We start from the raw sequence: 23,951 nt of genomic DNA on the forward strand, positions 1-23,951 counted from the left end.
TACTCCGTGTGCGTTCCGTCGGTCATGACATCCTCAAGCTGCCGCCGCGAGCAGGAAATCGGCGGCGCGCTCGCCGATCATCGTGGCGGGCGCGTGGGTGTTGCAGGTCGGGATCGTCGGGATCACCGAGGCATCGGCGACATGCAGGCCGTCCAGCCCGTGCACGGCGAGACGGCTGTCTACGACGGCCATCGCGTCCTCGCCCATCTTGGCGGTTCCGCAGACGTGGAAGAAAGTCGAGCACGCATCGCGGATGAAGTCGATGGTCTCGGTGCGGGTCAGTCGGCGGTCGGGTGCGGCAAAGCTGGCGAAGAGACCGGCGTTCGCTTTTGCAGCCGCCATCTCCATCACCATCTCGACTGCGGTGACCATGGCGTCGAGGTCTTCCGGTTCCGCCAGAAAGTTCGGCTGGATTTCGAGCGGCCCGCCGGGCTTGCCGTCGAGCAGCTTCAGCTGCCCGACGCTCTTCGAGCGCATCAGACCCGCACCGAAGGAAAAGACATCGCCGGATACATCGTAGCGCGCGCGGATCGCAGGTTCGGCGCTGTTGCCCTGGACCGGAAAGGCGTGCAGGTCGGGCTGCGGCAGGTCCGGACGCGACTTCCAGTTGACCATCGAGCCACCGCCATTGCCCACCACGGGTCCGATCGGCCGTTTCGCGCGGAAGACGCACGCCTGCGCCAGCGGATGGTCCTGAAGGTTCCGGCCGACACCCGGCAGGGCGCAAACGACCGCAATGCCAAGGCGCTTCAGTTCGACCGGATCGCCGATGCCCGACAGCATCAGCAGGCGTGGCGTGTCGATGGCCCCGGCCGCGAGCACGATGCTCTCTTGCGCGCGTGTTTCGCCGATTTCGCCGCCGACGAGGTGCTTGACCGCGACGCATCGGCTGCCTTCGACCGTCAGGCCGATGGCCGCGGATCTGGTCAGCACCGTCAGCATCGGGTGATCCAGGATCGGCACGAGATAGCCCGTCGCCGAACTCCAGCGCTTGCCGTCGAAGATGTTGAAATTCGCGGCCGCCGTCCCCTCGTTGCTGGAGCCGTTGGGATCGTCGATTACGGGGATGCCGATCTCGGCCGCGCCATCGATCAGCGCCTGCGCGACCGGGCACAGTGCCGCCGGCCGCTCGATACGGAGCGGACCGCCCGCTCCGCGAAACTCGCTTGCACCGTCGCGCCAGTCCTCGCAACGCCGGAAATAGGGCAGCACGTCGGCGAAGCTCCAGCCCTTGGCGCCGCCAGCCTCCCAGGCATCGTAATCATGCGGATGGCCGCGATACCACATCATCGCGTTGATAGCGCTTGAGCCGCCCAGCAGGCGACCACGCGGGATGCCGATGGTACGGCCGTTCACGCGCGGTGTCGGAGCATAGTCATAGCCCCAGTCATAGGTGCCGCGGCCAAGCGGCACCCATTTGCCGGGGTCCTCGATCTCTTCGATCCCAAGACCCGTCGGGCCGGCTTCGATCAGGAGCACGTCGGCGCCGGCATCGACCAGCCGCCGCGTCACCGCACAGCCACCGGAACCCGAGCCAACCACCACGTAGTCGTAGCTGGGTTTCAGCGCGCGTCGGGGGACGACAGGTCCGAGGATGCCCATGATCTCGTCAGTTGTGCTCGCTCGGGCCCATGATGACGATGCCTTCGCTCGCCTCGACGTGGCGGACGAAGATATACTTGTCCTCGCGGCCGTCGCTGTGTTTGCGCTTGATGTCCGGCTGGACCGTTCCCGAGACCTTGGCGACCACTATATAGGGTGCCTCCATCGCGAGCCCCCATGCGCAATGCGCGTCGAACTCGTCCACCGTGCGCACTGTATGGGCGTTCTCGACGCCGGCGCCGCGCGCGATCGCGGCAAGGTCGACGCGGCCCAGCGCCGTATGCGTCGGCGGGCCGCCGATCGACTGGTAGCACTCATTGTCCCAGACCACGATGAAGAGGTTCTTCGGTTGTTCGTTTCCGAGCGTGGCCAGGATGCCCAGATTGAAGAGCAGGCCGCCATCCGTATCGAGCGAAACGACGCGGCGGTGCGGCAACCCGGCGGCGAGCCCGAAGGCCTGCGGCGTGACGCAGCCGAGTTGCTGCTGGAACAGGCTCGCCTCGCGCATATGCGGCGCGGCGTTGTACCACTCATCGACGCTGCCGCCGAGCGAAAGGATCACCAGCTCATCCTTCAGCCGCGCGGCAAGCGCCTTCATGCAGTCAAAGCGTTTCATCGCACCACCTCGCCGCCAAGCGCCACGGCCGAATGGTAGTAGGACGCATAGGACCAGGAATAGGCGTCGACGATGGCGCGCTCGATCCTCGCCTCCTCGGTGACGATCCGGTACGGCACGCGCAGCGCGTTCAGCACCGGCTCCATGGTGATGCCATGCGGGATTGCCCACCAGTTGTTCTCGCCAAGCTCGCCGCGGTAGCTCATCAGCATCACGACCGGGATACCGGCTCCGAGGCCCATGCGGGCCAGCGGCTCGACCGAGGCGCGCAAGCCGGAGTTTTCCATGACCAGCGCCGCGCGCTTGCCCGACAGGAAGACCCCACCGCAGATCGCTGCGCCCTCGCCCTCGTTGGTGACGTGGATCGTGCGGATATCCGGATCGGCATCAAGGGCCGGGTAGAGTTCCTTGAACAGCGAATCGGGCAGATAGCAGACGATGCTCACCCCTGCCCGTTTCAGCCCTCGAATGACCGCGTCGACCGCACTCTGCTTCATGACATCCCCTTCGGCCGGGAAGTCTCGCAAAGCTCAGTTGTTCGAGATAGAGACAAATTTCTCTCTTTATCGATGCGCAAAATGCAACAACTAATCATGCAGCGCCTTGACCATGCGGGCCAGCAGCGCCGCGAATGCGGAGGCCGCATCCGACATTTCGCGTTCCAGTCGGGCGAGCAGCATCAGCCGGTGCGGGTTCATGCGCGAATCGCGCAACGGCACGAAAACGAGCGATCCGTCAGCCACTTCCGGTTCGATGCCGAGCTTGGTGCGAAGCACCACGCCGAGGTTGAGGCGCACCATTTCGGTCATCAGTCCGATCGAGTTGGTCCGTGACCGTCGCGTGAGGTCGATCATGGAGCGCCCGATCGCATCGTCGATCGAAATGCCCAAAGCAAGGCTGTTGTCCGAGACGATGACCTGTTCGCCGGCAAGATCGAACAGCTTCACTTCCTTGCGGCCGGCAAGGCGGCTGTCCGGATGAGCGACGACGCCCAGCGGCAGAGGCGTGCTCGCGATCTTGCGCACGTTGCGCGGCACGCGCACGTCGAAAGCAAGCGCCAGATCGCATTCGCCGTCGGCAACCGCATCGCAGGCGCGCTGCGACCCGGCGACATGCACATCGACCGATATCTGCGGGTGGCGCTTCCAGAATTCCTTCAGCGCGTTCGGCACCAGCCCGCGCGCCGCGCTCTCCACGATCGCCACGGACAACGAGCCGCGGTTGAGGCCACTGAGATCGTTGATCTCGGACGAGGCGCGCGCCAACTCGGTGATGCTCTGACGCGCGTGGTAGAGGAGAAGCTCGCCTGCGCTGGTCAGTTTCAGTCGCTGGCGCACACGCTCGAAGAGCGGCGTGCCCAGTTCGTCCTCCAGGCCCTTGATGACGCGGCTGATGGAGGATGGCGCCACGTTGAGCGCCTGCGCGGTCTGGCGAACCGAGCCCAGCCGCGCGACCATTTGGAAATAATGGATGCGCGGTGAGACCAGCCCAAGTCGGAAGGGATCCACTCAGGCGGCCTCGAAGGCGGGGACGATCTCCATTTCCGGCACCAGCACGAGACCTTTGTCGGTGATGCGGATTTCGGGGATGACCGAGAGCGGGATGAGGTTGAAGCCCATATAGGGAATGCAGCAGCCGGCCGCCTCCCATTCCCGTTTGAGGATCTTCACCTCCTCCGCGACCTCGGTGACGCGCTTGTCGGACAAAAGGCCGGCGATCGGCAGTTCAACCATGGCAGTCACTTTACCGTCGACGACGACACAGACGCCGCCTTGCGTTTCCTCGATCGCCCGCAGCGCCACCTGCATGTCGGCCTCGTTGACGCCTGCGATGATGATGTTGTGGCTGTCGTGGCCGACGACGATGCGACGGCGCCGCGTTTCAGCGTGAAATTGCTGAGCAGCCCGTAGGCGACGTTGCCGTCCGACTTGCCATGGCGCTCGACCACAGTGACGAAGCACAGGCCGTGGCGGTCGAAATGGTTCTGCCAGTCGTTGGCCGGATCGAGCGTGATCTTCTGGTGGCCGAGCGTGATCCCCGGCAGTTCGGTGCGGATGGTATGCGCCACCACCTTGCCGGTTGGCAGGTCCGGCGTCAGCTTGATCTGCTTCGGCAGCTTCACTGTGTAGTAGGCCGCGTCCGGATAGCGGTAGCGAGTCGAGAGGGCCTGGTCGAGCAGCGGCGTGATCTTGCCATCATCGACGACGAGTTCGCCGCCATACCACGTGCTGACGGGATCGAAGCCGTCGTCGAGCAGCACCAGGTCGGCACGGCGGCCACCACCGAGGCCTCCGATTTCGCCTTCCATGCCAAAGCGCGTCGCGCCATGCAGCGAGCCCATCGACCAGGCCTGCTCCGGCGTCATGCCGGCCTTCATCGCCTCGCGCGTCACCCAGTCCAGGCCGAAGAGCATCAGGTCGTCAGCATCGCGGTCGTCGGTGCAGACCGCGATGCGCTTGTGCGAGGCTCCGAGTTCCGTGATCGTCTTGATCGCTGCGGGCAGGCTGTGCCACGGCGTCGTCGGCGGACCGCCGCGTAGGAACAGCCAGATGCCGGCTTCGAGCATGTCGTCGGCGATCTCGCGGTCGATCGCCTCATGGGTATCGGTGACGCCGGACGCCGCATAGGCCGACACGAATTCGCGTCCATAGACGTGGCCCGACACCGGGCGGCCGCGTTTCAGCGCCGCAGCGAGGATGGCATGGCTGCGTTCATCGCCCATAGCCACTGGCACGAAATCCATCTTCTCGCCGAGCGCCACGGCTTCCGGCCATTTGTCGAATAATGCGCCGATCTTCTCGGCTGTCAGGTCGCCACCGGCCGTTTCCAGCAACGGCGAAGTTGCCGGGACGGTGCTCGGAACCGTCAGGAAGATGGACAACGGCGCCAGGCGCGCGTCCTCCAGCATCGCCTCGATGCCAGCAACGTCCATGACGTTGCCGATCTCGTGGCTGTCGCAGAAGAGGGTCGTGGTGCCGTTGAGCAGCGCCGCCTCGGCATAGGCGCAGGCCGTCACCATCGAGGATTCGATGTGGATGTGCGGATCGACCAGGCCAGGCGCGACGATGCCGCCCCTGGCGTCATATATCCTCGCGCTGCCGCCCTTATAGGTGCCGGCCGGCTTCACAGCGGCGATCCGCCCTCCCGACAACCAGATCTCGCGGCCTGGAAGCACGCGCTCCGAATAGGTCGACAACACGCGTGCGCCGGCAATGACCAGATCGGGATCGGCTCGCCCGGAAGCGACGCCAGCCAGTCGCCGGGTCATGGACGAGAGCGGCTGGACGGAAAAGCGCGTGAGAAAGGTCATTTTGCTGCCAGCCTCGTTCTCCTTGAATGTTGGGCGTCAATGGTAGTCGGGGATGCCCGGCATGGTCATGAAGCCGGGAAGCGCGCGGAAGCGACGCGCCCAGCGGCGCAGCGCCGGATACTCGTCATGGTCGACGCCGAAATCGCGGCTCAGCGCAAAAGCCGGAAAAAGTGCGATGTCGGCGATAGTCGGGCGGCCCGCAGCGAACCATTCTTTCTTCTCGAAACCCCGCGCGGTCATATGGTCGTCCATGGCGCGGAGCGCGTGCGCGGCACCGGCACGCAGCGCAGCCTCGTCGCCGGCGGCACCGAACATGGCATGGCGGCGCGCGGCGCCGGCAACGCCGAGACCGCCGGCCGCAAAGAAAAGCCACTGCATCACCTTGGCGAAATCCGCACCATCCGCCGGCAGCCATGCACCCGTTGAATCGTGGCTGCGCGCCAGATGGGCGATGATGGACTCGGCGCCGAACATCGTTACCTCGTCGTCGCGGAGAATGGGCAGGCTGCCCGTCGGGTTCATGGCCAGGAATGGCGGCGTCTTCTGCTCCGCCCCCGGAAATGCATCGACTGCAACGGTCTGCCATTCCAGGCCGAGCATGGAAAGCGCCAGCCGCACCTTGTAGCAGTTTTCGTCCAGCTCGTAGTTGTAGAGCGTGATCCTCGCCATCATGCGGCCCGCGTCGTCGAGGTCGCGCCGGTACGCCCGGTCTCGAGATGATGACGCAGCTCGCTCGTCCAAGCGAAGAAATGCTCCTGCCCCTTGCCGGCATACTTGGCTGCCGGTCCGTCAATCACGACGTGCAGGGCCGATCGTTTGCCGGTTAGTTCCTGCAGGCCAAGAAGCAGCGTGTCTTCGCCGACCGTCAGGCTGAACAGCATCCCGCTCAGCGCCTTCAGATCAGCCACCCCGGATCCGCCGGAGAAGGGCGTAGGCGGCATGGCCTTCACGACATCGATCACCATCCCGGCGGGACTGTCGAGATACAGGCTGCGGACCGGCACCACCTCCTCTGGCAAGGCAGGCAGTTCGGGCAATGCTGCTGCCGGGTCCAGCGCCGTCCAGATCATGCCAGCCGCCTCGGCCGAGCTATAGGCAGACACGGTAATGGACGCCGGCACCCTGAGATCGGGGTGGGCCGGAATGAATCGGCACTGGCCGGCCGCATCGTACTGCCAGCCGTGATAAAGACAGGCGATATGATCGCCGCGGACAAAACCGAAGCTCAGCTTCATACCGCGATGCGGGCAGCGATCCTCCCACACATGCGCTTCGCCGCTGTTGTCGCGCCACACCACCAGTTCGTTTCCACAAAGGCGGGTCCCGGCCGAACTGCCCGGTTCGATCGACCCCGACAGCGCCACTGGGTGCCATCCAGCCTGTATCGTCATTCTGCGTCTTCCTCTCTGGAATATCCCCGAATTTCGGCCCGTTCGCAGTCCATCACCAGACAGTCGATTGGTCCCAGGCTACATGCCATCTCGAAGGCATCGATGAGATCGGGCTGGCCCGAAACCTGGACGACAAAAAAATCGTCCGCGGCTTCGTGCACCAGCAGATCGAGATTGAGCCGAGCGGCACGCCTGTCGGCGAACTCGCTAAAGCTCGACGACACCAGTTGGCCGACGAAGCGCAGGCGCGTTGTTTGAGGCGGAGGCGCAAGGTTCTGCGCTTCCAGTAGGTGCTTCATGCCTATATTTCTCCCGGCCTGCACATTTTTTAAGCAGTTTTCGATTGTGTCTAGTTAGGCATCATTTTTTGGCTTGTGCAAGCCCCGTTTCCCTGACATCTGTTGCGTATCAGGTGATCGGACAGTTGGAAAAAGCCGCGATTATCGAACAACTTGGCAGCCGTCCGTCGCCCAAGAAAACCAGGTACGGCTTGGGATTGCCGGTCCGGGCGGGTGAGCGTCGATGTCGTTGTCAAGTTTTATTCAGCTTATACCCAAGGTCGAGTTGCACTTGCACCTCGAGGGTGCCGTCTCCACAGAGACATTCGCCGAGCTGGCGGCGCTGAACGCGGTGTCGCTGCCGGACGGCAGACCGACATCGGAGCTCTACAACTACGGCAACCTGCTGGATTTCCTGAAGATTTACGATCTGGTTTGCGCCTCGATCAGGACTGCGGACGATTTCTCTCGCATCACCTTCGAGGCACTGGAGCGCTGCGCGAAGGCGGGTGCGCGCTACGTCGAACTGTTCTTCAGCCCGCATGCGCATCTGGCTCATGGCGTGGCCTATTCGACAATGCTCGAAGGCATCCTCGACGGCTTTCACCGTGCGAAGGAGCGCTATGGCCTCGTAGCGAAGCTGATACCGGCGCATGCGAAGCCGCTCGGCGCGGCAGGTGGCGAGCGCTTCCTGGACATGGTTCTGGCCGAGCGCCCGGCTGAGGTGATCGGCATCGGCTTCGATTACGACGAACGCCCGAACCCACCGCCGATGTTCGCGCGCATAGTGGAGCGGGCGCGGGCGGCCGGGCTCAATGTCACCAACCATGCGGGCGAGGACGGCCCGGCGGGCTACGTGCGCGATACCATCGACATCCTCGGCCTGAGACGGGTCGACCACGGCTACCACGTGGTCGACGACCCGACACTGATGGAGCAGTGCAGGGAGATGGGCATCGTCTTCACCTGCTGTCCGAGCACGACGCTGGCCACCACTGTCTGGCGCGACCTCTCCGCGCCCGACCATGCGATCCGCCGCATGATCGAGGCCGGGCTTACCGTGACGATCCACTCCGACGATCCGCCCATGTTCGGCACGACGCTCGACCGCGAATACGCGCTGATCGTCGAAAATTTTGCGCTCGGGCCGCCGGCACTGAAGCAGATCGCGCTGGCTGGCCTGTCCGCCGCATGGCTCGACGACGACATCAAGCAGGCATGGCTGGCTGACTGGTCGGCAGAAATCGACCGCTTCATGGAAACCGAACTGTCTCTCCCGAACTGAACACAACACGGAACAAAGGACCGAAGCATGATCGACCTGCGCAATCTCTCCCGCCGAGGCTTCCTGAACATGGGCGCCGCAGCCGGCGCCTCGCTGCTCCTGCCGAAATCCGGCCTTATCACGCCTGCGCATGCACAAACGCCGCTCGCCGCCGTAGCCGAGGAAAACGCGGTCATCGCCTTCGGCCACACCGGTCCGGTGACCGATGAAGGCTGGACCTGGAGCCACGACCAGGGCATGAAGGCCGTGCAGGAAGCGTTCCCGAAGCTGAAGACGCTGTTCGTCGAAAGTATCCCCTATTCGGCCGACGCGACCCGCACCTTCCGCCAGTTCGTCTCGGAAGGTGCCAATATGGTGTTTGCCACCTCCAACTATGGCGACTTCCTCTACGACGTGGCCAAGCGTTCGCCGGACGTCGCCTTCTATGAATGCGATGGCCGCAACCCGCTCGAAAATCTCTCGACCTATTACCTCGCCCACTGGTACCCGACCTACGTCACCGGTGTCGCCGCGGGCCTGATGAGCAAGAGCGGCAAGCTCGGCTACGTCGCCTCCTTCCCGGTTCCGTCGGTCTTTTCCGGCACCAACGCCTTCCTGATGGGCGCCCGTTCGGTCAATCCCAACGCTACGATGCAGACCATCGTCATCAACTCGTGGTTCGATCCGCAGGCTGCCACCCAGGCCGGCACCGCGCTAATCGACAACGGCGCCGACCTTCTGTTCGGCATCATGGACGAAGCCGGCTATCTGCAGGTGGCCGAGCAGCGCGGCGCGAAGGCTGTCATGTGGAATACCGACATCCGCCGCTACGGGGCGAAGGCCTACGTCTCCTCGATCGCCATCGACTTCAAGAAATTCTATGTCGACCAGGTGCGCTTGCGCCTCGAAGGCAAGTGGACGCCCTCGCAAACCATCCTGCCGATGGGCGGCGGTATCGACCGCGATGCCTGGGGTGAGACGGTGCCCCCGGAGGTCGCAAAGCAGGCCGATGCCGTGCGCGACAAGATTCTCGGCGGCTGGAGCCCGTTCGAGGGCGAGATCAAGGACACCAAGGGCGACGTCAAGGTGGCTGCCGGCCATCGCATGACCGAAGAGGAACTCTACAACTGGGATTGGTCGATCGAAGGCGTCAGCGGCCTCCAAGCGTGATCCCGAAAGATTGCAGAGTTTTCGGATAGACTATGCGGCAGAAGGCAAAGAGCTAAGCAGGATGAATGATTTTGTTCCAGTTCATCATGCTTCGAGCGAGCACCGTTACGGCGGCATGGAGGTGTCGTCCACCTCCCCTGGGCGTTACGAGCCGGGCTCCGGCGCGCCGCCGCTCGTGCTGCTCAAGGGCATCAGCAAATATTTCCCCGGCGTCGTTGCCAACCAGGATGTCGACCTGGACGTGATGCCGGGGGAGATCCACGCCTTGCTCGGCGAGAATGGCGCCGGCAAGTCGACCTTGATGAACATCCTCACCGGCATCTATCAGCCGGATGCCGGTGAGATCGTCGTCGACGGCTATGCCAAACGTTTCGCGTCTCCAGTCGATGCGATCTCCGCCGGTATTGGCATGGTCCACCAGCATTTCAAGCTGGTGACCGCCTTCACGGTCGCCGAGAATATTCATCTCGGCTGGTCCGAAACACCCAAGCGTATTGGCTCGTCCGTGCTCGAGGCGCGGACTGCCGCACTGGCCGAGAAGCTGAACCTCGCGGTGCGGCCATCCGCGCGCGTCGCCGATCTTTCGACCGGGGAGCAGCAGCGCGTGGAAATCCTACGCGTGCTCGCGCGCAACGCCCGCGTTCTGATCCTCGACGAGCCGACTGCAGTGCTTACTCCGGCGGAGGCGCGCGAGCTCTTCAAGGCGCTCAAGCAGTTCGTGTCCCGGGGCAATGCGGTGGTCTTCATCAGCCACAAGCTCGACGAGGTCCTGGAGATATCCGACCGCATCACCGTGCTGCGCGGCGGCCGCAAGGTGGCCACCGAAAAGACCGCGGACTGCAGCGAGAAGATGCTGGCGCGCCTGATGGTTGGCCGTGAGATCGTGCTCAGCAATCTGCGTGCCAGGCAGCCGGGCGCGGCCGGCATCTCCGCCGAGCCGGTGCTCAGCCTCAAATCCGTCGTCGCGCGTGATGACGTGGGCGGCATCCTTCTCGACGAGGTTTCGCTCGACATCCATGCCGGCGAGATTCTCGGCATCGCCGGTGTGGCCGGCAACGGCCAGAAGGAGCTGACCCAGGTCGTCACCGGCTTACGGCCGATCCACTCCGGCCAGATACTGCTCGGCGGAAAGGACGTCACGACCGCCGGCGCGGTCGATTACGCGAAGTTCGGCGTCGGCCACATTCCTGAAGACCGGCTGCACAGCGGCCTGGCGCCGGCGCTTTCGATCACCGACAACGCCATAATCCGCGAATATGCGTCGGCGCCTGTTTCAAAGGGCTTCGCGTTCCGACCGCGCCTTGCGGCTGCTCTCGCGCGCACGATCGCCGAAGCGGCATCCGTTGCGGTGCCCGATTTCGGCATGCCCATGCGCAACCTTTCCGGCGGTAATCAGCAGCGCCTCGTCGCACGCCGCGAGATGCGCATCGCAAGCAAGGTTCTGATCGCCGCCTATCCGAGCCGCGGCCTCGATGTCGGAGCGATCAACACGATGATGAACTACCTCGTCGAATTGCGCGATGCCGGCGTCGGTGTGCTCTTCATTTCCGAGGAGCTGGAAGAGCTGTTCAACCTGTCGGATCGCATCGCCGTGATGTTCCATGGCAGGATTATGGGCGCGGTGGAGACTGCCTCCACCGACATCGAGGAAATCGGCCTGATGATGGGCGGGCAGATGCGGTCCAGCGCTGGCGCCCAGGCCGCTGCCGGGAAGCACTGACCTTGGCGATCAAGCTCCAGCGCGTTCCATCCGCGCAGCCCTCCGTTGCCTTTGCGGCACGTGCCCTGGCGATCGTGCTGGCGCTGGTGGTCGCCGGCCTGGTTCTGGCTGATCGCGGCAATGCTCCCATCGAACTCGCCTGGGAGGTGCTCAGCTCGACTTTTGGCTCGAGCTTCGGGCTGGAAGATGTCGGGCTTCTGGTCACTCCCCTGATCCTCACCGGCCTGTCGGTCTGGGTGGCGCTGAGAATCGGCGCCTGGAACATCGGCGCGGAGGGCCAATTCTATGCCGGCGCCTTCAGCGCCACGGCGGTCGCGCTGTTCATTCCCGGCCCGACCTGGCTGATCCTGCCTGTTATGTTCATCGCTGGCGCGCTCGGCGGGCTGCTCTGGATACTGGTGCCGACGCTGGCGCGCGCCTACGCCGATGTCAGCGAACTTATCACCACCCTGCTTCTGAATTTCGTGGCGACGCTGATGGTCTATTATGTCGCCACCGGCCCATGGCTCGACCCGAGCGGCCACGCGCTCGCGACCACTGCGCGTCTGCCGCATGACGTGCCCGAATTCTGGGGTATCGTGCACTACGGTTTCCCGCTGGCGATCCTGCTCACCTTTGTCATCGCAGGACTGCTCAACTACACGCGCTGGGGTTACGAGGTGCGGGTCGCCGGGTCGAATCCAAGCGCGGCGCTTTATGCGGGCATGCCGTTCCGACGCCGCCTGATCGTCGTCCTGCTGATGTCGGGAGCGATCTCCGGCATCGCCGGTGTGCTGGAAGTAGCTGGCACGGTGCATCGCCTGCAGGGCGGCATCTCCAACAATTTCGGCTATCTCGGCATCATGGTCGCGGTGCTGGCGCGCGGTTCCTCACTTGGCGTGCTCGCGGGCGCGGCTTTGATGGGCGTCATCCTGAATTCGGGCATCATCCTGCAGACGCAAGGCATCACCGTTTCAGCCGTGCTCGCCATCACCGGACTGATCCTGTTCTTCACGGCGATCGGCAACGAACTCGCTCACTACCGCATCACGCGGACCGAACCGGCCGCGAGCTGAGGAAACACCCATGGACATGATCGCCGGACTGATCCAGACCTCCATTCTCGCCGGCGGCGTGCTGGCGCTGGCGGCGCTGGGCGAGACGCTCTCCGAGCGCGCCGGCGTCGTCAATCTCGGCGTCGAAGGGCTTATGGCGCTCGGTGCAATCACTGGCATCGCGGTCGTCGTCGCCACGCCGCACCCTATGCTCGGCTTCGTCCTTGCGCTTGCCGTCGGTTTCCTCGTCGGCTGCGTCTTCGCTGTTGGAACCGTCGTCGTCAAGGCGAACCAGGTGTTGTGCGGCCTGGCGCTGACGCTGATGGGCACGGGCATGGCCGCAACGATCGGTCGCGCCTATTCCGGCATGCCGGCGCCGGCGACTTTCGCGCCGATCGCTATTCCCTATCTTAGCGACATCCCGCTGCTCGGTCGCGCGATCTTCACGCAGAACATCCTTGTCTACCTGATCTACATCGTCCTGCCGGTTGTGCTGCATTACATCATGTTCCGCACGCGCCACGGGCTGAACATGCGCGCGGTGGGCGAAAACCCCGCGGCAGCCGACGCCGCCGGCATTTCGGTGCAAAGCATCCGCTTCTGGTATGTCGCCGCGGGTTCGGCGCTGGCGGCCGGCGCCGGCGCTTACCTCACGCTTGCCTTCGTTCCCTCCTGGTCGGAAGGCGTCGTGGCCGGCCGCGGCTGGATTGCCGTCTCTCTCGTCATCTTCGCAGGCTACCGGCCCCTCAACGCCGTGCTGGCCGCTCTGCTGTTCGGTCTCATCACCTCGCTCGGCTTCGTCGGCCAAGCACGCAACTGGCCGATAGCGGCGCCGATCCTGTCGATGCTGCCCTATCTCGGCACGATCGCCCTGATCATCGTGCCGGTGCTTGCCTGGCAGCGCATGCGCCGGGTAATGGCCGCGCCGGCTGCTCTCGGCGAACCCTATTTCCGCGACATGCGTTGAGACGATCATGCCCCGCCTGCTTGTCAAGAACATCGATCTGCTCGCCACCTTCGACGATACGCGCCGCGAGATTTCCGACGGCGCCTTGTTGATCGACGGCAACGTCGTCGAGGCGGTCGGCACCACCGCGGAACTCAGTGCCTCCAGCGCCGACGAGGTGCTCGACCTGTCGGGTCATGTCGTCATGCCGGGCATGGTGAACACGCATCACCATATGTACCAGAACCTCACCCGTGTGATGGCTCAGAACGACGAGCTGCTTGTCTGGCTGAAGACGCTCTATCCGATCTGGGCCGAGCTCGACGACGATGCGATAGGCGTCTCTGCGCGCGTAGCGATGGCCGAGCTCATCCATTCGGGCTGCACGACCAGCTCCGATCACCTCTACATCTTGCCCAACAACTGCACGCTCGACGCGACGATCGGTGCGGCCCGCGATATCGGTCTGCGTTTCCACGCTGCGCGTGGAGCCATGTCGCGCGGCGAAAGCCAGGGCGGCCTGCCGCCGGACCGCTGCGTCGAAAAGGAAGAGGATATCCTGAAGGATGCCGAACGGCTGATCGGCAGCTATCACGACGCGTCGCGGCATTCGATGAGCCGCATCATCCTGGCTCCCTGCTCGCCCTTCTCGGTGAGTCCGGAGTTGATGCGCGATGCGGCATCGCTGGCGCGCAGCCACAAGGGCGTGAACCTGCATTCGCACCTTGCCGAAGAGCTTTTCGAGGAGAAGTACTGCCTCGAAATCTATGGCAAGCGGCCGGTCGAGTTCGCCGAATCCGTCGGCTGGCTCGGTGACGACGTCTGGTTCGCCCACTCGATCTTCATGACCAGCGACGAGATCGACCGCTTCGCCGAAACCGGCACCGGGGTCGCCCATTGCCCGTCGGCCAACATGCGCTGCGGCCAGGGCATCGCGAAGATCCGCGAGATGCTCGACAAGGGCGTGAAGGTCGGCCTTGGCGTCGACGGCTCGGCCTCGAACGACACGTCGAACCTGTTCATGGAAGCGCGGCTGGCGCTGATGCTTCAGCGTGTCGCGCCGCACCACTATCTCTCCGAAAAGCCCGGCGGCCGCGGCGGTTTCGGCGGCACGCCGACGGCGCTGTCCGCGCGCGAGGCCCTCGAAATGGCGACGCGCGGCGGCGCTGCCCTGCTCGGCCGCAATGACATCGGCCATCTCGCGCCCGGCATGTGCGCCGACTTCATCGCAGTCAAACGCAGTCAGCTCGGCCTTTCCGGCACCGAGCGCGACCCGCTCGCCGCGCTGGTGCTTTGCGGACCCTTCAAGGTCGACTATTCCTACATCAACGGCCGGCAGATTATCGCGAGAGGCGACTTCGCCTCCTTCGATGTCGAGGCGGCGATGGCCGACCACCGGGCCGTGATGGACCGCATCTATCGGCAGTGAGACAGCACAGGAAGGACGCAACAATGACCATGAAGCGAGCTGCGGAGCAGGCGGCCCTCGATCAATGGTATTGCATTGACGCGCTGAACGAGATTCCGGTTGGCACGATGCCGAACCGGCTTTTGGGCATCGATCTGTTGGTAGCCCGCGATACGGCAGGCGCGGTCAATGTGTCGCGCGCCGGCGACGGCAGCCAAGTCCCGGCCAAGGAACGCTACGGCTATCTATGGATCACGCTCGGCATGCCGGCCGGCGATGTGCTGTCGATCCCGGAGGCCTATGAGGACGACCGCCGGCCTGTCGTTTGCGGCGCGATCGCGGTAAAGGCGTCCGGCCTCCGCATCGTCGAGAATTTCCTCGACATGGCGCATTTCCCCTTTGTCCATACCGACATATTGGGCGCCGAGCCGCACACGGAAGTGCGGCATTACACAACCGAAATCCGCCGCGACGTGGACGAGGTGTGGGCGACCAACTGCGAATTCTTCCAGCCACAGGCAGCACTCTCGGCGACCGGCGGCATCATGACCCAATACATGTATCGGGTCGCCAATCCTTTCGCGGTGATGCTTTACAAGACCTGCCCCAACTCGGCTACCCGCTGGGACGTGATCTGCCTGTTCGTGCAGCCCCTTGATCCGGACCGCTGCCGCGCTCACCCCGTCATGTTCCTGATCGACGACGTGTCGACCACGACCGAACTGGTGCAATTCCAGCAGCTCATCTTCCTGCAGGACCGCATCATCCTGGAGAATCAGCGCCCGCTTCTTTTGCCGCTCGAGCCGCGCACGGAAATCCCGACGCGGGCCGACGGCTCGTCCATCGCCTATCGCCGCTGGCTGAAGGAGAAGGGCATCAGCTACGGCACGACGGCGCAAGCCGCATGAGTGGCAGCCCCTCCGATATTGCTATCGGCATCGACGGGCGGGCATTCGCGAACGCGCTCTGGCGCTGCCCGGCCGCAGTGCTTAGCTGTTCTTCGGCGGAGGACAGGTGAGCAACCTGAACGGCAAGACGCTTCTGGCCAGCGGCTTTCACGCGCCGGAGCGCGGGCTCGTGGAAGAGTTGCGCCATGCCCTGATCGCAGTCGATCAATCAGGCATCATCGCCTCGGTGCTGCATCCGCATGATGCCGGCTATGACGAGGGGGTGGAGGCCGCACGCCGGACCGGCGCGCTGGCGACCTTGCCGGCGCAGAGTTATCTGCTGCCCGGCTTCGTCGATCTTCACGTGCACGCGCCGCAATATCCGCAGCTCGGCCGGGCGCTGGACGTGCCGCTCGAGACCTGGCTTCACAAATACACGTTTGCCCTGGAGGCGCGCTACGCCGATCTCGCCTTCGCGCGGCGCAGCTACGGCCTTCTGGTCGACGACCTGATCGCTGACGGCACGACCACAGCGCTCTACTTCGCAACCATCCATCAGGACGCGACAAGGCTGCTCGTCGACATTTGCCTCGAACGCGGACAACGTGCGCTGGTCGGCAAAGTGGCGATGGACAATCCCGACGAGTGCCCGGCCTATTATCGCGATACCTCGGCGGACGCGGCCATCGATGGCACGCGCGCTGTGATCGACTACGTGCATGGGCATCCGGACAATGCCGCGGGACGGGTAAAGCCGGTCATTACTCCGCGCTTCATCCCCTCCTGTACCGACGCCGCCCTCGAAGGCCTTGGAGCGCTCGCACAGGAATGCGGCTGCCATGTGCAGACGCATTGCTCGGAAAGCGACTGGGCGCATGGCTACGTGCTGCAGCGCCACGGGATCAGCGACACGTCGAGCCTTGATCGCTTCGGCCTGCTGCGCGCCGGCAGCGTGCTCGCGCACGCCAACTTCATTACGCCTGCCGACATGGAGACAATCCGTGTGCGCAAGGCGGCCGTGGCGCACTGCGCCGTTTCCAACGCCTACTTCGCAGGCGCCGTGTTCCCGTTGAGGGCGGCCCTCGAGAAGGGTGTCAAGGTCGGGCTCGGCACCGATATTTCCGGGGGACCGAGCGCCTCGATGTTCGATGCGATGCGCGCGACGGTCATGTCGTCGCGCATGCTGGAAACCGGCACCGACCCGGCGCTAGCGGCCGAGGCGCGCGGCACGGCCGGAACAGCACGCGTCGACTTTCGCGAGGCCTTCCACTTGGCGACGGCAGGCGGCGGCGCGGCACTCGGCTTGCCTGTGGGACGATTCTCGCCTGGCTACCATTTCGATGCGATCCTGGTCGACACCGCCGCGCCCAGAGGCACAATTCACCTGTGGGACGAACTCGACGACGGCGACGGCATCCTTCAGAAGATCGTCTACTCCGCTTCCAGGGCCAACATCGCGTCGGTCTGGGTCAGCGGGAGAGCTGTTCTCGCCTAAGCGGACGGAAGGCTGTGCCGAGAACCCGAAATCTTCCCGTGTTATTCCTTACGGTCGGGGCACGTCATGGACTTGATCAGTATTCGCCGACGTCAATGACAGCCTGGGCAAAGGCTTGCGGGGCTTCTTGAGGCAAGTTGTGGCCGATACCGCCGGTGATGATCCGGTGCGTGTATCTGCCCGAGAATTTCTTGGCGTAGGAACTGCTGTCGGGATGGGGTGCGCCATTGGCATCACCCTCAAGGGTAATGGTCGGCACTGTGATCACGGGAGCTTCGGCCAGCCGGTTTTCCAGAACGTCATATTCCGGCTCGCCATGTGCCAGGCCGAGCCTCCAGCGGTAATTGTGAATGACGATGCTGACGTGATCCGGGTTGTCCAAGGCTGCGGCGCTGCGCTGGAAGATGTCATCGTCGAAATTCCACTGCGGCGAAGCGAGTTGCCAGATGAGTTTGGCGAAATCGCGCGTGTATTTCTCGTAGCCGGCGCGGCCGCGATCCGTGGCGAAGTAATACTGATACCACCATTGAAGCTCAGCCTCCGGTGGCAGCGGCACCATGCCGACCTGCTGATTTCCGATGAGATAGCCGCTCACCGAGACGATCGCCTTGCAACGCTCCGGCCAGAGCGCGGCAACGACATTGGCCGTTCGAGCGCCCCAGTCGCAGCCGGCGATCGTGGCCTTCGCGATCCCCAGCGCATCCATCAGGGCAATCGTATCCGCGGCGAGCGCCGACTGCTGGCCGTTGCGCATCGTGTCGTCCGACAGGAAGCGCGTAGTGCCGTAGCCGCGCAGGTAGGGCACAATCACGCGGTACCCCTTTGCGGCAAGCAGGGGAGCGACGTCGGTGTAGGTGTGAATGTCATAAGGCCAGCCATGAAGCAGGATCACAGGGGCACCTTCGGCGGGCCCCAGTTCCGCATGTCCGACGCTCAGCTTTCCGGCATTGACCTGCCTGAGCGAGCCGAACGCGTTCTGCGTGGCTTGCGTCGCAGATGCCCTCGCCTCGACCATCCAAGTGGCTGCCGGCGCGCTCAAGCCGAGTTCGGTGGCGGCGAACGTCATTGCTGTTGCACCAACAATGCGCCGGCGGCGATGATCGACCGTCTCGGGAGCCTTACTCGCACTCATGATGAAGCCTCTATGATGACCAACAAGCGGGAACGACTAGACCGCCGGCCGCATCGGCCGACAGGAAATATTGCGTTTATTTCGACGGTGACTGCGGCGAATCCAGGATTGTAACCACTCTGCCAGGAGGCCGTGCGGCGAGCTCTGACTGAATGTCGGTAAGGTCCAGCGTTTCCTCGATTTCGCTCCGGAGAAATTCGAGACGTAGGCCATCCCGGCGCTTGGAAGCGGCTGGATGTAGCATCCGCAGAAACGGCAGCATGACAATGACTCCTGACCTTCTGTTGGGGCGAGAGAATATGTTGCGTCTGATCTTGTGCTCGGAGCCACCCCCGGCTTTAGACGAGGCCCTCACGATCCATTGCGATGCGCACAGCCGGTCGGGCAGCCATTCGGGCGCGAAGCGCTTGCAAAGGCGCGGGAACAGGGACGTGGAAGCGCGCCGCCCAAAGCAGCATCACGAAAAGATAAAAATCCGCGACGGTGGGTTTGTCGCCGAACAGATAGTCGGTCTCGAGCCCGTCAGCGAAGAACTCGAGTTGGCTCGTAATCGTCACGCTCGCCTTGGCCTTTTCGGTATCGCTGCTTTGGTGCCACATCGGCTTGAAGCTTCGGTGTATTTCAGTTGAGACGTAGGCCAGCGCTTCGAGAAGGCGGGTACGGCCCAACGGCCCCGCCACTCCCAGTGGCGGGTATTGCGACGCAATCCAGTCGAGGACGGCGATATTTTCCGTCAGCGTTTCGCCGCTATCCAGCATGAGGGCTGGAACGTAGCCCTTGCGCGTGACGGTAGTGAAATCATCCCCGGAGCCTGTTCGTTTGGTCTTGAGGTTCACACTTTCGCGCTCGAAGGAAACACCAGCCTCTTCCAGTGCGATGTGGTCCGCCAGGCTGCAGGCGAGAGGGCTGTAGTAGAGTTTCACCGCTTTTCCCTTTTCTGAACCCGATTGAATCGGCGCAATTGGTCGTCGCCGGGCGGAAAACCTGCCACGCAAGACACCGCTCCAAGAATTCGCACTTGGCGGGGACGACGACTACGACACCGACAGCTAGACGTGCCTATGCCGAGGTATGGTCGGGCTGAAGTTCGGGATCGCCGTGCGCAATGCCGGGGCATATCCCAGCTCAGTGGCCAACGGTTATCTGGAGGAATCCAGAGCCTTCCATGATGACATCATCGACAGCCCGACCAGTCCTTCGCTCAGGAAATCCTAAACGAAAGTATTGGACGCACGTGCCGTTGGCACGATGGCTCACACCCGGCCACGGCCGGCATATTCCGCGCGACATAAGCAGACTGGAAAGGCGAAAGCCGTGGCCTGCTTTTGCTCGATTGCCACCAACGCGATGAAGCAGCTTCCAACAATAGGAGTCGCCATCATGGCCGACCTTTCCGAAACCTCCAAAGCCGAGCACACATTGAGCGTCGAAGCGCCCGCCGCGATCGAGGTCGACGTCTCCTCGCTGACGCCGGGAACGTCGCTGATCGTCGACTGGCACGGCAAGCCGGTGGTCGTGCGCAACCGCACCGAAAAAGAGAGGAAGGACGGCCAGGCAGTCAGTCTCGCCGAGCTCAAGGATCCAATTGCCCGCAACGCCAACCTGCCGGCCGATGCGCCGGCAACCGACGCCAACCGAACTATGCCGGGCAAGGAAGCCTGGGTGGTGATGGTCCAGGTCTGCACCCATCTCGGCTGCATCCCGCATGGCCAGGAAGGCGATTTCGGTGGCTGGCTCTGCCCTTGTCACGGTTCTCAATACGACCCCGCCGGCCGCATCCGAAAGGGGCTGGCGCCCGAGAACATGGCGGTACCGGTGTTCCAGTTCGTTTCCGACACCAAGATCCGCATCGGTTAAGGCAGGGGGCATTTCGATGAGCGGCGACAAACACTCGACCTATACGCCCAAAACCAGAATCGAACGTTGGTTCGACGCCCGCCTGCCGCTGCCGCGGCTGGTGCACGACAGCTTCATCGTCTATCCCGTCCCGCGCAACCTGAACTACGCCTATACGTTCGGCGGCATTCTCACGATCATGCTGGTTTCACAGATCCTGACCGGCATCGTGCTGGCGATGCATTACGCTCCGGATACGGGGCTGGCCTTCAATTCGGTCGAGAAGATCATGCGCGACGTGAATTCGGGCTGGCTGCTGCGCTATCTCCATTCCAACGGCGCGTCGTTCTTCTTCATTGCCGTCTACCTCCACATCTGCCGCGGGCTCTACTATGGTTCGTACAAGGCGCCGCGTGAGCTGCTGTGGGTGCTCGGTTGCACCAATCTCCTGCTGATGATGGCGACGGCCTTCATGGGCTACGTGCTGCCTTGGGGACAGATGTCGTTCTGGGGCGCTACTGTCATCACCAACTTCTTCACGGCCGTCCCACTGATCGGCGACTGGCTCCAGCAGCTTTTGCTCGGCGGCTTCGCGGTCGATAATCCGACGCTGAACCGCTTCTTTGCGCTGCATTACCTGCTGCCATTTGTGCTTGCGGGCGTGGTGACCTTGCATATCTGGGCGCTTCACGTCGTCGGCCAGAACAATCCGACCGGCATAGAGGTCAAATCGAAAACCGATGTCGTGGACTTCACGCCCTATGCCACCGTCAAAGATGCCTTCGGCATCCTCGTGTTCCTGTTCTTCTTCGCCTATTTCGTCTTCTACCTGCCGAACTATCTCGGCCATCCCGACAACAACAGCATCGCCAATCCGCTGAAGACGCCGGCCCACATCGTGCCGGAATGGTACTTCCTGCCGTTTTACGCGATCCTGCGGGCCATCACGTTCAATATCGGGCCGATCGATTCCAAGCTCGGCGGCGTGCTCGCGATGTTCGGCTCGATCGCGGTGCTGTTCCTGGTGCCGTGGCTCGACACCTCGACGGTGCGCTCGGCGGTCTATCGCCCCTGGTACAGGGTGCTCTTCTGGCTGTTCGTTGCCAATGCCCTCTTTCTCGGCTGGCTCGGCTCGCGACCGGCGGAAGGCGCATACGTCGTCATGTCCCAACTGGCGACGCTTTACTATTTTGCGTTCTTCATCATCGCCATGCCTGCGCTCGGGCTGATCGAAAAGCCGCGACGGCTGCCTAATTCGATCACCGAAGCAGTTCTCGAAAAAGACAAGGCCAGCGGCAGAGGCCCGATCGCCGGGCCGGAGACCAAACGTTGAACTGGGCATGGCGGTGATCGTTCATGAACTGGTGGAACTCTCCTCTGGTCTACATCGTGTTGCTCGGCCTCGCCGGGATCGTCGTTTGGACCCTCATCCCCAGACGCTTCGCCAATGCGAAGCTGGTCGTCCAACTCGGCTTTTTCCTCGCGATGTCGGCCATGGTTGTCGACCTGCGCGTCATTCCGTACGAGGCAGCAGGGGACAACGAGACAACCGGAGGAGCGGTCCTCACCGGCTCGGTCAAGCTGCTCTGGTGGGTTCACCTTGCCTGGGCGCTAATCGGATTTGTCCGTATCTATCTCGTCTTTGAGCGAAAGCCGCGCGAGGCACGTCTCCTGCAGGACGTCGTGGTCGGTGTCGTCTACGCTGGAATGTTCCTGTCGATCCTGGCGTTTGTCTTTGCAGTGCCGGTCGGAACGCTCATTGCCACGTCGGGCGTCTTTGCCGTCATCCTGGGACTGGCGCTCCAGAATACGCTTGGTGACGTATTTTCGGGGATCGCGCTTAACCTCGGCCGCCCTTACGTGCTTGGAAACTGGATCATTCTGGGCGACGGAACCGAAGGCCGCGTTGTCGAGACCAATTGGCGGTCGACTCAACTCCTGACCCCGACCCACAATGTCGTCGCACTGCCAAACAGCCTTCTCGCCAAGATCGGGGTAACAAATTTAAGCGGTCCGGACGAGAGCCATGGACTTGCCGTGACCGTCAAGGTGGCGCCAACGAAGACGCCGGCGATCATCATAGATCTCATGCGCACTGTCTTGCTGAGCTGTAATTCAATCCTCCAGGACCCTCCGCCTTCGGTTACCATCAGAAGCCTGGATGCCGCAGCTATCGAGATAGAGTTGTCGTTTCGCGTCGCAAGTATTGACCAGCGAAGTGCCGCTCGGAACGACATCTTCGATCTCATTTATCGCCATTCAAAGTCGACCGGCATACTGCTGGCGCAGCCACTTTCGGCTTCGATTGCCATGACCAACCGGCCGAGCGACGAGACGGCAGCGTCGCAAGGCTTCACCCCAATCGAACTCATTAATTCCATACCGGTATTCTCGGCACTGACGGGTACCGAGCAGGAGTCGCTCGCCAAAGCGGCCTCGGTTCGCAGCTACCACAAGGGCGAGATCGTCGCACGACAGGGAGAGATGCTGCCGTCGCTCATGATCGTACGGACGGGAGTCATCGTCCGGCAAATTGGCGAGGACGATGATCAACTGCAGGAGATCGGCCGGCTTGCACCTGGCGATTTCTTCGGCGAGACCGGCTTGCTCGCCGGCATTGGCGAGATGTCAAGTTTGCGGGCAATGACCCCTGTCACGGTTTACGAGATAGACCAGGAAAGCTTTGCGCCGCTGCTGCACGACCGGCCCGAAATGGCCGAAGATCTTGCCGCGATCCTGTCGATGAGGGTTTCGGCTTTTAACGAAAGCGGCATCGCCGGACAGCACCACGCGAGCTCCAAATTCGCGCTCCTCAATGCCATTCAGACGGTCTTTCGCGCCGCTCCGTTCAAGCGCGTTCGAGCACCTGGCTGACAAGGCATGCAGAAGGACAGAGATCCATGACCACCCGCCAAAGCGATATCACAGGCATCGATACACTCATCCAGCCGGCTGTCCGTGATTTTGCCGACGGACTGAAGATAAGGCGTGTATTGCCCTCCTCGAATCGCCTCATGATCGGGCCCTTCATCCTGTTCGACCATTTCGGCCCCGCCATATTCGACGCAGGTCACGGTTTCGATATGGGACCGCATCCGCATATCGGCGTTGCGGCCGTGACCTACCTGATCGATGGCGAGATCGTCCATCGGGACAATTTCGGTAAAGTGCAGACCATCCGTCCTGGCGAGGTCAACTGGATGACGGCCGGGTCGGGCATCGTCCATTCCGAGCGCACGCCACCGGAAGTCCGGGCCTCGGGAAGCAATCTCTTCGGCGCTCAGGCTTGGATCGCCCTCCCCTCCCGCTATGAAGAAATTGCTGCCGATGTCGCACATTTTGGCGCCCCCGAAATACCGAGGATCTGTGCCGACGGCATCGAGTTTGCGTTGATCGCCGGCGAGTCCGACGGGTTGGTCTCGCCGGTAAGGACGTTCTCCGACATGGTCTATGCCGAAATTGTGCTCACGAGCGGTGCCCGATACCAGGTGAAACCCGAACACCGTGAGCGTGCGATCTACATCGTCGCCGGTGAGGTTGGAATTGTCGGCCAGCTCGGTACGTTTCATGAGGCTGAATTGATAGCTCTGGCGCCCGGCGCTGAGATTGTGCTCCAGGCGCCTGCCTTCCATGCGGCGAGACTAATGCTGATAGGAGGTGAGCCCCTGGCCGAGCCACGTCATATCTATTGGAACTTCGTCTCCACTTCAGCCGAACGGATCGAGCAGGCAAAGGCGGATTGGCGCGAGGGCCGCTTCCCAGGCGTGCCGGGAGAGCACGAGCTCATGCCTCTGCCAGATGGCAGCGTGTGAGGGATAAGGCAGCGGATGGTGACCTCTGCGCCGCGACGGCTTTACGCCGG

The 23,951-nt window shown here is 63.1% G+C and carries 21 protein-coding genes and 1 pseudogene; 12 read left to right on the plus strand and 10 right to left on the minus strand.

Translation table 11 applies throughout. From position 1 onward, the window contains the following. Window positions 1-33: 33 nt before the first annotated feature. The 8 genes and pseudogenes from NKH13_RS10060 to NKH13_RS10095 form a co-directional block, all read right to left on the minus strand. Entirely contained in the window at window positions 34-1,602 is a 1,569-nt protein-coding gene (locus tag NKH13_RS10060; protein ID WP_352716566.1) for a GMC family oxidoreductase, read from the minus strand. A gap of 7 nt (window positions 1,603-1,609) precedes the next feature. Beyond that, window positions 1,610-2,218 (minus strand): thiamine pyrophosphate-dependent enzyme, encoded by a 609-nt coding sequence (locus NKH13_RS10065; RefSeq protein WP_352716564.1) that lies wholly within the window; start codon window positions 2,216-2,218, stop codon window positions 1,610-1,612. Continuing rightward, window positions 2,215-2,715, minus strand: coding sequence for a thiamine pyrophosphate-binding protein (locus NKH13_RS10070; RefSeq protein WP_352716563.1), 501 nt, complete (start codon window positions 2,713-2,715; stop codon window positions 2,215-2,217). Before NKH13_RS10070 ends, NKH13_RS10065 begins: the two co-directional genes overlap by 4 nt. Before the next feature lie 90 nt (window positions 2,716-2,805). Next, a complete protein-coding gene (locus tag NKH13_RS10075; protein ID WP_352716561.1) occupies window positions 2,806-3,726 on the minus strand; it encodes a LysR family transcriptional regulator in 921 nt (306 codons plus the stop codon). Continuing rightward, a pseudogene (locus tag NKH13_RS10080) lies at window positions 3,727-5,528 on the minus strand (adenine deaminase). Between the two features lie 36 nt (window positions 5,529-5,564). Then, on the minus strand, window positions 5,565-6,200 hold the full coding sequence (locus tag NKH13_RS10085) for a glutathione S-transferase family protein (RefSeq protein WP_352716557.1): 636 nt from the start codon (window positions 6,198-6,200) through the stop codon (window positions 5,565-5,567). Continuing rightward, window positions 6,197-6,919, minus strand: coding sequence for a Rieske 2Fe-2S domain-containing protein (locus NKH13_RS10090; protein ID WP_352716555.1), 723 nt, complete (start codon window positions 6,917-6,919; stop codon window positions 6,197-6,199). The genes NKH13_RS10085 and NKH13_RS10090 overlap by 4 nt, the downstream gene beginning before the upstream one ends. Then, window positions 6,916-7,218, minus strand: a complete 303-nt coding sequence (locus NKH13_RS10095) for a hypothetical protein (RefSeq protein WP_352716553.1) — start codon at window positions 7,216-7,218, stop codon at window positions 6,916-6,918. The genes NKH13_RS10090 and NKH13_RS10095 overlap by 4 nt, the downstream gene beginning before the upstream one ends. Before the next feature lie 223 nt (window positions 7,219-7,441). Here NKH13_RS10095 and add point away from each other — a divergent pair, with 223 nt between their 5' ends. The 8 genes from add to guaD all read left to right on the plus strand — a co-directional run bounded on the left by add (window position 7,442) and on the right by guaD (window position 17,121). Next, on the plus strand, window positions 7,442-8,482 hold the full coding sequence (gene add, locus NKH13_RS10100; protein WP_352912423.1) for an adenosine deaminase: 1,041 nt from the start codon (window positions 7,442-7,444) through the stop codon (window positions 8,480-8,482). Between the two features lie 27 nt (window positions 8,483-8,509). After that, a complete protein-coding gene (locus tag NKH13_RS10105) occupies window positions 8,510-9,631 on the plus strand; it encodes a BMP family ABC transporter substrate-binding protein (protein ID WP_352912425.1) in 1,122 nt (373 codons plus the stop codon). Window positions 9,632-9,746: 115 nt separating this feature from the next. Further along, window positions 9,747-11,351, plus strand: a complete 1,605-nt coding sequence (locus tag NKH13_RS10110) for an ABC transporter ATP-binding protein (RefSeq protein WP_352912463.1) — start codon at window positions 9,747-9,749, stop codon at window positions 11,349-11,351. Window positions 11,352-11,353: 2 nt separating this feature from the next. Next, complete coding sequence (locus tag NKH13_RS10115; RefSeq protein ID WP_502914560.1) at window positions 11,354-12,406, plus strand: ABC transporter permease; 1,053 nt, start codon at window positions 11,354-11,356, stop codon at window positions 12,404-12,406. 10 nt (window positions 12,407-12,416) lie between these two features. After that, complete coding sequence (locus NKH13_RS10120; protein ID WP_352716548.1) at window positions 12,417-13,352, plus strand: ABC transporter permease; 936 nt, start codon at window positions 12,417-12,419, stop codon at window positions 13,350-13,352. Window positions 13,353-13,359: 7 nt separating this feature from the next. Beyond that, on the plus strand, window positions 13,360-14,760 hold the full coding sequence (locus tag NKH13_RS10125; RefSeq protein ID WP_352912427.1) for an 8-oxoguanine deaminase: 1,401 nt from the start codon (window positions 13,360-13,362) through the stop codon (window positions 14,758-14,760). A 29-nt stretch (window positions 14,761-14,789) separates the two neighbouring features. After that, on the plus strand, window positions 14,790-15,647 hold the full coding sequence (locus tag NKH13_RS10130) for an aromatic ring-hydroxylating dioxygenase subunit alpha (protein WP_352716757.1): 858 nt from the start codon (window positions 14,790-14,792) through the stop codon (window positions 15,645-15,647). Window positions 15,648-15,753: 106 nt separating this feature from the next. After that, complete coding sequence (gene guaD / locus NKH13_RS10135) at window positions 15,754-17,121, plus strand: guanine deaminase (protein WP_352912429.1); 1,368 nt, start codon at window positions 15,754-15,756, stop codon at window positions 17,119-17,121. 76 nt (window positions 17,122-17,197) lie between these two features. On the opposite strand, the gene NKH13_RS10140 is transcribed toward guaD, so the two are convergent. Together NKH13_RS10140 and NKH13_RS10145 are read right to left on the minus strand one after the other, a co-directional pair. Next, a complete protein-coding gene (locus NKH13_RS10140) occupies window positions 17,198-18,253 on the minus strand; it encodes an alpha/beta fold hydrolase (protein WP_352716542.1) in 1,056 nt (351 codons plus the stop codon). 338 nt (window positions 18,254-18,591) lie between these two features. Further along, window positions 18,592-19,176, minus strand: coding sequence for a glutathione binding-like protein (locus NKH13_RS10145; protein ID WP_352716541.1), 585 nt, complete (start codon window positions 19,174-19,176; stop codon window positions 18,592-18,594). 457 nt (window positions 19,177-19,633) lie between these two features. Between NKH13_RS10145 and petA the strand changes: the two genes are divergently transcribed. Genes petA through NKH13_RS10165 form a run of 4 tightly spaced genes read left to right on the plus strand, consistent with a single transcriptional unit; the run spans window position 19,634 to window position 23,901 of the window. Beyond that, a complete protein-coding gene (gene petA / locus NKH13_RS10150; RefSeq protein WP_352716539.1) occupies window positions 19,634-20,110 on the plus strand; it encodes a ubiquinol-cytochrome c reductase iron-sulfur subunit in 477 nt (158 codons plus the stop codon). Between the two features lie 16 nt (window positions 20,111-20,126). Further along, window positions 20,127-21,422 carry a cytochrome b gene (locus NKH13_RS10155; RefSeq protein WP_352716537.1) on the plus strand — a complete coding sequence of 432 codons (1,296 nt, stop codon included), beginning with the start codon at window positions 20,127-20,129 and terminating at the stop codon, window positions 21,420-21,422. A 23-nt stretch (window positions 21,423-21,445) separates the two neighbouring features. Beyond that, a complete protein-coding gene (locus tag NKH13_RS10160) occupies window positions 21,446-22,963 on the plus strand; it encodes a mechanosensitive ion channel family protein (protein ID WP_352912431.1) in 1,518 nt (505 codons plus the stop codon). 26 nt (window positions 22,964-22,989) lie between these two features. Continuing rightward, on the plus strand, window positions 22,990-23,901 hold the full coding sequence (locus tag NKH13_RS10165) for a pirin family protein (protein ID WP_352716535.1): 912 nt from the start codon (window positions 22,990-22,992) through the stop codon (window positions 23,899-23,901). The last annotated feature ends 50 nt before the right edge of the window (window positions 23,902-23,951 follow it).

It is taken from the genome of Mesorhizobium sp. M1348, assembly GCF_040317925.1.
Taxonomy (GTDB): domain Bacteria; phylum Pseudomonadota; class Alphaproteobacteria; order Rhizobiales; family Rhizobiaceae; genus Mesorhizobium.

Excerpts from the sequence above, each read along its gene's own strand:
- NKH13_RS10060 (WP_352716566.1), bottom strand. The coding sequence starts at position 1,602 with ATGGGCATCCTCGGACCTGTCGTCCCCCGACGCGCGCTGAAACCCAGC.
- NKH13_RS10065 (WP_352716564.1), bottom strand. The coding sequence starts at position 2,218 with ATGAAACGCTTTGACTGCATGAAGGCGCTTGCCGCGCGGCTGAAGGAT.
- NKH13_RS10070 (WP_352716563.1), bottom strand. The coding sequence starts at position 2,715 with ATGAAGCAGAGTGCGGTCGACGCGGTCATTCGAGGGCTGAAACGGGCA.
- NKH13_RS10085 (WP_352716557.1), bottom strand. The coding sequence starts at position 6,200 with ATGATGGCGAGGATCACGCTCTACAACTACGAGCTGGACGAAAACTGC.
- NKH13_RS10090 (WP_352716555.1), bottom strand. The coding sequence starts at position 6,919 with ATGACGATACAGGCTGGATGGCACCCAGTGGCGCTGTCGGGGTCGATC.
- NKH13_RS10095 (WP_352716553.1), bottom strand. The coding sequence starts at position 7,218 with ATGAAGCACCTACTGGAAGCGCAGAACCTTGCGCCTCCGCCTCAAACA.
- add (WP_352912423.1), top strand. The coding sequence starts at position 7,442 with ATGTCGTTGTCAAGTTTTATTCAGCTTATACCCAAGGTCGAGTTGCAC.
- NKH13_RS10105 (WP_352912425.1), top strand. The coding sequence starts at position 8,510 with ATGATCGACCTGCGCAATCTCTCCCGCCGAGGCTTCCTGAACATGGGC.
- NKH13_RS10110 (WP_352912463.1), top strand. The coding sequence starts at position 9,747 with ATGGAGGTGTCGTCCACCTCCCCTGGGCGTTACGAGCCGGGCTCCGGC.
- NKH13_RS10120 (WP_352716548.1), top strand. The coding sequence starts at position 12,417 with ATGGACATGATCGCCGGACTGATCCAGACCTCCATTCTCGCCGGCGGC.
- NKH13_RS10125 (WP_352912427.1), top strand. The coding sequence starts at position 13,360 with ATGCCCCGCCTGCTTGTCAAGAACATCGATCTGCTCGCCACCTTCGAC.
- NKH13_RS10130 (WP_352716757.1), top strand. The coding sequence starts at position 14,790 with ATGAAGCGAGCTGCGGAGCAGGCGGCCCTCGATCAATGGTATTGCATT.
- NKH13_RS10140 (WP_352716542.1), bottom strand. The coding sequence starts at position 18,253 with ATGAGTGCGAGTAAGGCTCCCGAGACGGTCGATCATCGCCGCCGGCGC.
- petA (WP_352716539.1), top strand. The coding sequence starts at position 19,634 with ATGGCCGACCTTTCCGAAACCTCCAAAGCCGAGCACACATTGAGCGTC.
- NKH13_RS10155 (WP_352716537.1), top strand. The coding sequence starts at position 20,127 with ATGAGCGGCGACAAACACTCGACCTATACGCCCAAAACCAGAATCGAA.
- NKH13_RS10160 (WP_352912431.1), top strand. The coding sequence starts at position 21,446 with ATGAACTGGTGGAACTCTCCTCTGGTCTACATCGTGTTGCTCGGCCTC.
- NKH13_RS10165 (WP_352716535.1), top strand. The coding sequence starts at position 22,990 with ATGACCACCCGCCAAAGCGATATCACAGGCATCGATACACTCATCCAG.